The sequence below is a fragment of the Methylobacterium ajmalii genome, from assembly GCF_016613415.1.
Taxonomy (GTDB): domain Bacteria; phylum Pseudomonadota; class Alphaproteobacteria; order Rhizobiales; family Beijerinckiaceae; genus Methylobacterium; species Methylobacterium ajmalii.
In genome coordinates this window covers 22,671-31,859 of sequence record NZ_JACWCT010000168.1, presented here as the reverse complement: position 1 = coordinate 31,859, position 9,189 = coordinate 22,671, and the positions used below count along the sequence as shown (strand labels likewise).

9 protein-coding genes and 1 pseudogene are annotated in these 9,189 nt (G+C 73.1%); 5 read left to right on the top strand and 5 right to left on the bottom strand.

What is annotated here, in order from left to right:
* From HPY23_RS29915 to HPY23_RS29895, 5 genes and pseudogenes are all read left to right on the top strand, one after another.
* Window positions 1-375 (top strand): annotated as a pseudogene (locus tag HPY23_RS29915) (hypothetical protein); the annotation flags it as partial.
* 163 nt (window positions 376-538) lie between these two features.
* Complete coding sequence (locus HPY23_RS29910) at window positions 539-1,453, top strand: ParA family protein (protein WP_060848086.1); 915 nt, start codon at window positions 539-541, stop codon at window positions 1,451-1,453.
* Window positions 1,443-2,102, top strand: coding sequence for a hypothetical protein (locus HPY23_RS29905; RefSeq protein WP_091884111.1), 660 nt, complete (start codon window positions 1,443-1,445; stop codon window positions 2,100-2,102). The genes HPY23_RS29910 and HPY23_RS29905 overlap by 11 nt, the downstream gene beginning before the upstream one ends.
* A gap of 13 nt (window positions 2,103-2,115) precedes the next feature.
* A complete protein-coding gene (locus HPY23_RS29900) occupies window positions 2,116-3,234 on the top strand; it encodes a hypothetical protein (RefSeq protein WP_091884108.1) in 1,119 nt (372 codons plus the stop codon).
* 653 nt (window positions 3,235-3,887) lie between these two features.
* On the top strand, window positions 3,888-4,766 hold the full coding sequence (locus HPY23_RS29895) for an alpha/beta fold hydrolase (RefSeq protein WP_091884104.1): 879 nt from the start codon (window positions 3,888-3,890) through the stop codon (window positions 4,764-4,766).
* A 21-nt stretch (window positions 4,767-4,787) separates the two neighbouring features.
* Here the strand turns inward: HPY23_RS29895 and trpC are convergent, their stop codons facing one another.
* The 5 genes from trpC to HPY23_RS29870 all read right to left on the bottom strand — a co-directional run bounded on the left by trpC (window position 4,788) and on the right by HPY23_RS29870 (window position 9,183).
* On the bottom strand, window positions 4,788-5,636 hold the full coding sequence (gene trpC, locus HPY23_RS29890) for an indole-3-glycerol phosphate synthase TrpC (RefSeq protein ID WP_060848082.1): 849 nt from the start codon (window positions 5,634-5,636) through the stop codon (window positions 4,788-4,790).
* 161 nt (window positions 5,637-5,797) lie between these two features.
* Window positions 5,798-6,811, bottom strand: coding sequence for an anthranilate phosphoribosyltransferase (gene trpD, locus HPY23_RS29885; RefSeq protein WP_091884101.1), 1,014 nt, complete (start codon window positions 6,809-6,811; stop codon window positions 5,798-5,800).
* 46 nt (window positions 6,812-6,857) lie between these two features.
* Entirely contained in the window at window positions 6,858-7,493 is a 636-nt protein-coding gene (locus HPY23_RS29880) for an anthranilate synthase component II (protein WP_091884254.1), read from the bottom strand.
* 161 nt (window positions 7,494-7,654) lie between these two features.
* Complete coding sequence (locus HPY23_RS29875; protein WP_091751596.1) at window positions 7,655-8,365, bottom strand: Bax inhibitor-1/YccA family protein; 711 nt, start codon at window positions 8,363-8,365, stop codon at window positions 7,655-7,657.
* A 38-nt stretch (window positions 8,366-8,403) separates the two neighbouring features.
* Complete coding sequence (locus tag HPY23_RS29870; protein WP_091884099.1) at window positions 8,404-9,183, bottom strand: anti-sigma factor family protein; 780 nt, start codon at window positions 9,181-9,183, stop codon at window positions 8,404-8,406.
* Window positions 9,184-9,189: the final 6 nt, after the last annotated feature.

The following is a 9,189-nucleotide window of genomic DNA, read 5'->3' as shown; positions in this document are numbered from 1 at the left end:
CGCCGGGAGGCCCGGACCGCGCCGCGCCCGCCCGCCGCGGAGGTCGAGCGCATGCCCGAGGCGGAGCGGGACGAGGAGGAGGCGCCGGCCTATGCGGGCGTCTGGGGCCCGAGTGCCGCGGCCTGCGCCAAACGCCGCGCTGCCCGCCACGGCTTCCTGCCGGCGGTGATCCGGCCCGGCAGCGCCCGGGCCGGCAAGACCCTGTGCCGGTTCCACGACACGCGGCGCGAGGGCCGGACCTGGACCACGACGGCCGCCTGCCAGGCCGCCGGCCGACGCTGGACCTCGCGGGTGCGCCTGACCGTGGCGGGGAACCGCCTGACCTGGGCGAGCGAGCGCGGCTCGGCGAGCTACACCCGCTGCTCGGGCGGCTGAGCGCCGGCCGCGACCGGGCGACGTCGCCGGATCGTGCAACCGGCATTGACTCGACTCGAGCACCGGTGGTGGAAAGAGGCCTCGCCGTGAAGAGAGCCCCGATGGCCCCGTTCCGTCCGCCTGCCGCACCGCGGCGCCGTGCTTGCGCCCCACGGATATCCCCATGACCGGCAAGCTCCCGACGGGAAAGCTCGTCGCGGTCGCCAACATGAAGGGCGGCGTGGGCAAGACCACCAGCGTGGTGATGCTGGCCGACGCGCTCGCGGCCGGCGGCGCCTCGGTGCTGGTGATCGACCTCGATCCCCAGGCCAGCGCATCGGTGTGCTTTGCCGGCGACGCGATCCTCGCCGAGATGATCACCGGCGGGCGCACGCTCGACTATTATCTCGGATTGCGCATCGTCGACCGGGACAAGGCCGCCCTGCCGGACTTCATCCGCGACCACGTCTCGAGCACCACCCATCTCGGCGAGCCGCTGCCGATCTCGCTCCTCGCCTCCGGCCCGTCGCTGCGCATCGTCGAGCGCGAGATCATCTACGCGCTCACCAAGCGCAAGTTCTCGATGCACGCCATCGAGGGCCACCTGTGGAAGCTCTTCCAGGAGGATTTCGCGCCGCTGCGCGACCAGTACGACTACGTGCTGTTCGATTGCGCGCCCGGCATCTCGCCGATGACCGAGGTGGCGATCCGGGCGAGCGACCTCGTGGTGGTCGCCTGCATCTCGGACTTCCTGTCCACCTACGGCCTCAAGGCGTTCTACGAGACGATCTGGGGCGTCGGCAGCGCCTCGGAGAGCATGCTGGCGCCCAGGCGGCCGCCGCACGTCCTGATCACCCGCTGGCAGAACACCAAGCAGCAGGCCACCACCTTCGCCACACTGCAGGCGAGCGCGGCGGCGCAGGACGCGCGGTTCCGCCTGTTCCGGACCCGGGTGCCGCAATCGGCGGCGCTGGCGAACGCGCTCACCCTCGAGTATCAGACCTTTGCCAACAAGTATCGCGACGCCACCCGCGACCTGATCGGCGAGGTGATCACGCCGGTGGTGGCCGAGCTGAAGGAGGCCCTGGATGGCGCTTGAGATCGACGGCCTCGCGGTCCTGTGCGCGATCGCGGAGGCGCCCGAGGCCTTTCCGGCGATCCGCAGCGACGTGACCAAGGCCGCCCACGCCCTGGTGACCAAGCAGCTGAAGGCCAGGTCCCTCGATCTCCCGGGCCTGCGCGCGGTGCGAGAGGCGCTCGGGCCGCAGCCCCTGGCGCTGATCGTCGACGGGCTGAAGGACGCCGAGGTCAAGGCCCTGGCGACCCGCCTCGACAAGCACCATCCCGAGCTGAAGGACGGGCCGGCGGTGCTCCATCGCCGGCACCTGATGGCCCTCGCCGGGACCCTGGCGCCGGTCGCGGCCCCGGCGGCGAAGCCCAAGCCCGTCAACGCAACCGCCAGGAAGACGGCCGCCAAGGCAGCCGACCCCAGGGCAGCCGACCCCAAGGCGGCAGACACCAAGGCGGCAGACACCAAGGCAGCGGACCCGAAGGCCGCGGCCCCCGACGTCCCAGTGCAGAACGGACCGGCCGCCAAGACGGCGGCCAAGACGGCCGCCGAAGGCAGGGCCGCGCCCGCCCACGGCAAGCCGACGGCCGGCAAGGACACCGCGGGCGCGCCCACGGACGCCCTCGCCTCCGCGGCGATGGCCGCCCGGCCGCCCCGGCGCCCGCGCCAGCAGGATTGACGGGGCCGGGGCGATGGAGGTTCCCGCCCCGAATCCGGGACGCCGGCGTGCGGCCGGTGCGTTCCTCGCACTGTGCGCCGCCGGCCTCGCCGCGGCCGCGCCGGTGCTCTTGCCCGCCGCGGACCGGGCCTGGCACCTGCGCGCGGCCGCCGACGACCCGGAGGCGCTCTCGGGCCTGCGCCTGCCGGGTATCGCCGACGCCGAGCGCATCGGGGCCGGCCTCGACGCGGCGGTCGCGGCCGGCGACGACGACCTCGCCCGCAGCTTCCTGACGCTGGCCGAGGCGCGCGGGGTGCCGGTCTCGCCGGAGCGGCGGGCCCGGGTCGAGGCGCTCGCCGCGGACGCACCGCGCCGGGCGCTGGCGGAGGCCGCCACCGGATTCGTCAGCGGGGAGGGGGCCGGCCCGGCCGGTCTCGCCGGGGCGGTGGCGGGCGACCTCGTCGGCTACGGCGACCTGCGCGACCTGTGGCGCGAGGGCGGGCGGCTGTCGCGGGGCGAATCCTACGACCCGCTGCTCCTCGGCCTCGCCGCCGCGGGGCTCGCCCTGACCGGGGCGACCGTCCTGTCCCTCGGCTCCAGCGTGCCGGTCCATGCCGGCACCACGACCCTGAAGCTCGCCGCCCGCACCGGCAAGCTGTCGCGCCCGCTGGCGGCACGCCTGACCCGTGCCGCCGCCGCATCCGTCGACCGGGAGGCCCTGGGGCTCGCCGCCGCCGCGGCCGGCCGGCTCGATCTCACCGCCCTGCGCCGGGGCACCGCGGGCGTGCTGCGCCCGGGGCCTTTTCGGGAAATTCGTGCCGTCGGCGAGCAGTCGGCCCGGATCCAGGCGCGGCTCGGCACCCGGGGCACGCTCCAGGCCCTGTCGGTCGCGGAGAATGCCGACGACCTGCGCCGCGTCGCGCGCCTGTCGGAAGGGATGGGAGGGCGCACCCGCGCGGTGCTGGCGCTCCTCGGCCGCGGCGCCCTGGTGCTCGGATCCGGCCTGCTCGCCGTGCTCCAGGGGCTCTGGCTCGGCCTCGCCTGGTTTCTCGGCGCCGCGTTGTTCTGCCGCCGGGCCGGTACGGCGCTCGGCCGCCTGATCTGGCCCCGCCGCCCCCGCGACCACCGTGCCCGAGCCCCCGTCGCCGCCTGAACCGGCGTCCGGAACGGGGGACGTCTGGCCTTCAAAGTCTCGTCCGGAACGACAATGCAGCGCGACCGCCGGCCAGCATAACTCCAGACATCGAGCGGCTGCGGCTCAGCCGAACAAGGTGGCGAGCACGCTGCCGGCCGCCGCGACGGCCGCGAGCGTCACGATGAAGCGGATGTCGTCGAGTCTTTCCCTGATCACCGCCGAGCCTCCTCTGCCGTACGATTGGTGCCGTATAGGGCCCGAAGCGCGGCCGTGCAGTGTGCATTCGCACCCGTGTTTTACGAATGATGAACGCCGCCGGGGCGCCGGGCCCGATACTGGCGCCGGTCGGGGCCAAGCCTCTGCCGCGATGCGTGAAATGACGTGAAATCAGGGCCGTCGGGGCCGGCTTGGCCGTTGACAGGAGCCCTCGCACCTAAGAAAAAGGCCACACCGAAGTGTGGCCCAAGTCTAGGGAGGAAACGCCCAAAGAGGGCAGCAACGCCGCGACGCCATCGCCGCGTTGCCAAACCAAGCTAGGCCCTGCCCGCTCGGCTGGCAAGGGCCCTTTGGGCGTTCCGTGACATCCACGACGCAGGTGATGCGTCGCAGCAACGCTTCCGATTGCGGATCCGGTGTCGTGCGCCGGCGTTTCGACTCTCGCCAGCCGCCGCATGCGGGAGAGAGCCGTGACGACGTCCCCCGAGCCCGCGACGCGGCGCATCCCGGTCCGCGGCCTCACGCTCCACGTGACCGAGGCAGGTCCCGCGGACGGCCCGCTCACCGTCCTGCTGCACGGCTTTCCCGAGACATGCCGGAGCTGGAAGCGGCAGATCGGCCCGCTCGCGGCCGCCGGCCTGCACGTCGTGGCGCCGGACCAGCGCGGCTACGGCGAATCGAGCCGGCCCGAGGGCGTTTCCGCCTACCATCTCGACCGGCTCGCCGACGACGTGATCGGCCTGTCCGACGCGCTCGGATCCGATCGCCTGCGCCTCGTCGGGCACGATTGGGGCGGGCTCGTCGCCTGGCAGGTGGCCGCCCGCTTCCCCGAGCGGATCGACAGGCTGGCGATCCTCAACGCGCCGCATCCGGACGTCTTCGGCGCCTATGCCCGGCGGCATCCGAGCCAGGCCCTGCGCAGCTTCTACGTCGGGTTCTTCCAGCTGCCCGGCCTGCCGGAGGCCCTGCTGCGGGCCGGCGATTGCGCCGCCTTGAAGCGCGCGCTCACCGCGTCGAGCCGCCCCGGCACCTTCGGGCCCGACGATCTCGCGGCCTACGCCGCCACCTGGCGCCGGCCCGGCGCGATTACCGCGATGCTGAACTGGTACCGGGCCCTGCGCCTCCCGCGCGATCCGGCCCCGGGGCCGATCCGGCCGCCGGTCCTGGTGCTGTGGGGCGAGCGCGACACGGCGCTCGAGCGGGGGCTAGCAGTCGAGAGCCTGCGCCTGTGCGCGCAGGGCGCCGTGCGGTACTTCCCCCAGGCGACGCACTGGCTCCAGCACGAGGAGCCGGAGGCGGTCAACGCGGCCCTGATCGGATTCCTGGCCGCGTGAATCCGAACCGCTCCCGTCGGATCAGGTTTGATCGCCGAACAGCAACCGCTGCGTCGCCGCCGTCACGTCGTCCTGCCGCATCAGGCTCTCGCCGACGAGCAGCGTGCGGATGCCCGCCCGGCCCAGCACCTGCGCGTCGGCGTGGCCGCCGATGCCGCTCTCGCCGACCAGGATCCGGTCCTTGGGCACCAGCGGGCTCAACCGCACGGCGGTGTCGAGGGAGACCTCGAAGGTGCGCAACGACCGGTTGTTGACCCCGATGAGCCGCGTGCCCAGCGGCAGGGCGCGCGCCAGCTCCGCCTCGTCGTGCACCTCGACCAGCACGTCCATGCCGAGATCGTGGGCGGTCTCGACCAGGGCGGCGGCCTCCTCGTCGTCGAGGCTCGCCATGATGACCAGGATGCAGTCGGCGCCCCAGGCCCGGGCCTCGACCACCTGGTAGGGCTCGAACAGGAAGTCCTTGCGCAGGACCGGCAGCGCGCAGGCATCGCGGGCCGCCGTCAGGTATTCGGGCTTGCCCTTGAACGAGGGCTCGTCGGTGAGCACCGACAGGCAGGCGGCCCCGCCCGCCTCGTAGGCGCGGGCCAAAGCCGGCGGATCGAAATCCTCGCGGATCAGGCCGCGGGACGGCGACGCCTTCTTGATCTCGGCGATCAGCGCGAAGCGATCCTGCGCGACATGCGCGGCGAGCGCGTCGGCGAAGCCCCGGGGCGGGTCCACCTTGGCGACGCGCTTCTCGAGTTCGGCGAGCGGCACGCGCAGCTTCGCCGCCGCGATCTCGCGCCGCTTGTAGGCCTCGATATGGGCGAGGATGTCGGCCGGGCGCGGCCGGGCCTCGTCCTCCGGGTGCGTCGTGTCGATGTCGGACAAGGCCGTGCCTCCCCTCGGGGATGTCGGGGGTCGATCGGGTATAGCAGGAAAGCGGTCCGGGCGGGCGGCCCGGATGCGATCTAAGTGCACCTCACGAAACTCCCGCCGCAATGTCCCCGCCACAGCAAGCCGAGGCGGTGATCGGGAGTTTTGTGAGAGAACTAAGTGGTGGAGACGACCGCGAGGCGCTCCAGCACCGCCCGGGCGGCGCCGGTGTCGATCGCCTGGGCGGCGCGGGCGACGCCGTCCTGCAGGCTCCCGACCCGACCGGCGACCACCAGGGCGGCCGCGGCGTTCAGGACGCCGATGTCGCGGTAGGGGGTGCGGGCGCCGTCGAGCACGGCGCGCAAGGCCGCCGCGTTGTGGGCGGGATCGCCGCCGCGCAGCTCCTCGGGCTGGGCAAGGCGCAGGCCCACCTCGCGCGGATCGAGGGTGAAGCGGCGGATCGCGCCGTCCTCCAAGGCGACCACCGCGGTCGGGCCGGTGGTGGTGATCTCGTCGAGGCCGTCGGAGCCGTGCACGGTCCAGACCCGGCGGCTGCCGAGCTCGGCGAGCACCCGGGTCATCGGTTCGGCGAGCGAGGGGGCGTAGACGCCCAAGAGCTGCGCCGGCACGCCGGCCGGGTTGCACAGGGGCCCGAGCACGTTGAACAGGGTGCGGGTGCCGATCTCGACCCGCACCGGCGCGACGTGCCGCATCGAGGCGTGGTGCGCCTGGGCGAACATGAAGCACAGGCCGGCTTGCGCGAGGCAGCGGGCGAGGTGGTCGGGGGTGAGGCCGATGCCGACGCCCAGCGCCGACAGCACGTCGGCGGCACCCGACCGCGACGAGGCGGCGCGGTTGCCGTGCTTAGCCACCGGCACGCCGCAGGCGGCGGTGACGATGGAGGCCAGGGTCGAGACGTTGTAGCTGCCCGAATGGTCGCCGCCGGTGCCGACGATGTCGACCGCGCCCTCGGGCGCGACCACGCGGGTCATGCGCTCGCGCAGGGCCGCGGCGGCGCCGGTGATCTCGTCCAGAGCCTCGCCGCGGACGTGCAGCGCCATCAGGAAGGCGCCGGCCTGGGCGTGGGTCACCTCGCCGGAGAGCAGGTGATCGAAGGCGCGCCGCGCCTCCTCGCGCGTCAGCGCGGCGCCCGTGGCGACCTTCGCCAGGTAGGGCTTGAACGAGTCCATGACGATAACGAGCCTGATCTCAGCGCGGGCTTAGGGGCCGGCCCCGTCAATGCACATCTCGGCCGCGCTTGTCACCCCGGACGGCCGGATTCCGTGCCTTGGCGTTCCAGGCGGCGGCGAGGTCGAGGAAGTTGCGTACCATCGTCTCGCCGTGCTGCGACAGGATGCTCTCGGGGTGGAACTGCACGCCGTGGACCGGCCGCTCGGCGTGCTCGAGCGCCATGATCAGCCCGTCGGCCTCCGCGGTGACGACGAGGCTCTGAGGGCAGGTCGTGCGCTCGACGACGAGCGAGTGGTAGCGCGTCGCCGCGAACGGGCCGTTGATGCCGCGGAACAGCCCGGTGGAGCGGTGGCGCACGCTCGACACCTTGCCGTGCATCGGGGCCGGCGCCCGCACCACGTCGCCGCCGAAGGCCTGGCCGATCGCCTGCAGGCCGAGGCAGACGCCGAGCATCGGGATCTCGTCGCTTAAACTCCGCACCACGTCGAGGCAGACGCCCGCTTCGCTCGGCGTGCACGGCCCCGGCGACAGCACCAGGGCGTCGGGCGCGCGGCGGCGGATCTCGTCCACGGTGATAGCGTCGTTGCGCACGACCTCGACAGCGCCGGCGAGCGGCCCGATCAGGTGGACGAGATTCCAGGTGAAGGAGTCGTAGTTGTCGATGACCAGGATGTCGGACATGGGATGCGCCTCTTGCGGCGCGGTGTGGGGCTTGGGGCGGCGCGAGGTCAAGGGGCCGGTCGCGCCGTCGCGAGCGCCGCGCGACATCAAAAAGCCCGCCCACCCCTCGCGGGGCAGGCGGGCATCAAGTCGAGGGTCCGTCCCTGTGGGCGGCTCGTCGCCTATTCCCGCTCGCCGGTCAGGCTCAGCAGCATCTGGAACAGGTTGATGAAGTTCAGGTAGAGCGACAGGGCGCCGAACACCGCGAGCTTGGACTTGGCTTCCTCGCCCCAGTTCTCGGCGTACTGCTCCTTGATCGACTGGGTGTCGTAGGCGGTCAGACCGGTGAAGATCACGACGCCGATGAGCGAGATCGCGAATTGCAGCGCGGAGGAGGCCAGGAAGATGTTGACCAGGCTGGCGATGACGAGGCCGATCAGGCCCATCACCAGGAACGAGCCCATCTTCGAGAGGTCGCGCTTGGTGGTGTAGCCGTACAGGCTGGTCGCCCCGAACATCGCCGCGGTGATGAAGAACGTGCGGGCGATGCTGGTGCCGGTGAAGACCAGGAAGATCGAGGCCAGGGACAGGCCCATCACCCCGCAGAAGGTCCAGAACAGGGTGTGGGCGGTGGCGGCCGAGATCCGGTCGGCGCGGAACGACAGCACCATGATGAAGGCGAGCGGGGCCAGCATCACGACGTATTTCAGCGGCGTGCCGAAGAGGGGCTTGTAGAGCGCCGGGGTCGAGGAGACGCCGAGCGCCACGAGGCCGGTCAGCGCCAGGCCGAGGCCCATCGTGTTGTAGACCCGCAGCATGTGCCGCCGCAGGCCCTCGTCGAAGACCGCGCCGGCGGGGGCGGCGTGGGTCTGCCAGGCGAAGGGGGTGTTCATCGGGGAGGTCGCTCCGGGGGGATGACGGGTGGCGGGGGTCAGTGCTGCAGGGCCGCCAGGGTGGCGGCGGCGCGGCCGAGATCGGGCTCGCTGCCCGACCCGCTCAGGGCGTAGGCCCCGCGCCCGGCGGTCCAGTAGACCGTGACGGCCTCCGGTGAGCGGACGATGGCGGGGGCGTGCGCCGCCGCATCGGCCGAGCGGGTGGCGAAGAGCGCGACCTTGCCGAGGCTGCCGGCATCGATCGCGACCTCGACGCCCGCGCCGCTGCGCGAGGGGAAGATCTGCATGTCGTCGACGCGCCAGTCGGCCGGCAGGTCGGGCAGGGCGATGCCGGTCGCCGCCTCGACCTCGCGCCGGTCGTAGGCCGGCGTCGGCCGCTGCGAGGCGACGCGGGCTCGCATCTGGGCGGCCTGGCGGGCCTGGAGCGCGTCCTCGACGAAGGCCGGCGAATGCGTCGAGGCGTTGGTGTTCTGCACGCCGAAATCACCGGTCTCGTTGTGCAGGAGCCAGCCGGTGCCGACCAGCATCGCGATCACCGCGGCGCGCTGCAGCCGGGCGCCGACGCGGCGCCAGGTCAGGGACCGGTCGAGGCGGCGGGCCGCCGCGGCGAGGCGTTCCGGGGTCGGGCCGGCCCGCACGGCGCCGTCCCGCGCCGACCCGAACGCGGCGCAGAGCGCGTCGCGGGTGTGCAGGTCGGCCATCACCCGGGCCGCCACCTCGGGCCGCGCCGAAAGGTGCTCCTCGACCTCGATCCGCCGGCCGAGATCGAGCTGGCCGTCGATGTAGGCGTTCAGGTCCGCTTCGGTGATCGGGTCCATCCTCGC

Excerpts from the sequence above, each read along its gene's own strand:
- HPY23_RS29910 (WP_060848086.1), top strand. The coding sequence starts at position 539 with ATGACCGGCAAGCTCCCGACGGGAAAGCTCGTCGCGGTCGCCAACATG.
- HPY23_RS29905 (WP_091884111.1), top strand. The coding sequence starts at position 1,443 with ATGGCGCTTGAGATCGACGGCCTCGCGGTCCTGTGCGCGATCGCGGAG.
- HPY23_RS29900 (WP_091884108.1), top strand. The coding sequence starts at position 2,116 with ATGGAGGTTCCCGCCCCGAATCCGGGACGCCGGCGTGCGGCCGGTGCG.
- HPY23_RS29895 (WP_091884104.1), top strand. The coding sequence starts at position 3,888 with ATGCGGGAGAGAGCCGTGACGACGTCCCCCGAGCCCGCGACGCGGCGC.
- trpD (WP_091884101.1), bottom strand. The coding sequence starts at position 6,811 with ATGGACTCGTTCAAGCCCTACCTGGCGAAGGTCGCCACGGGCGCCGCG.
- HPY23_RS29880 (WP_091884254.1), bottom strand. The coding sequence starts at position 7,493 with ATGTCCGACATCCTGGTCATCGACAACTACGACTCCTTCACCTGGAAT.
- HPY23_RS29875 (WP_091751596.1), bottom strand. The coding sequence starts at position 8,365 with ATGAACACCCCCTTCGCCTGGCAGACCCACGCCGCCCCCGCCGGCGCG.
- HPY23_RS29870 (WP_091884099.1), bottom strand. The coding sequence starts at position 9,183 with ATGGACCCGATCACCGAAGCGGACCTGAACGCCTACATCGACGGCCAG.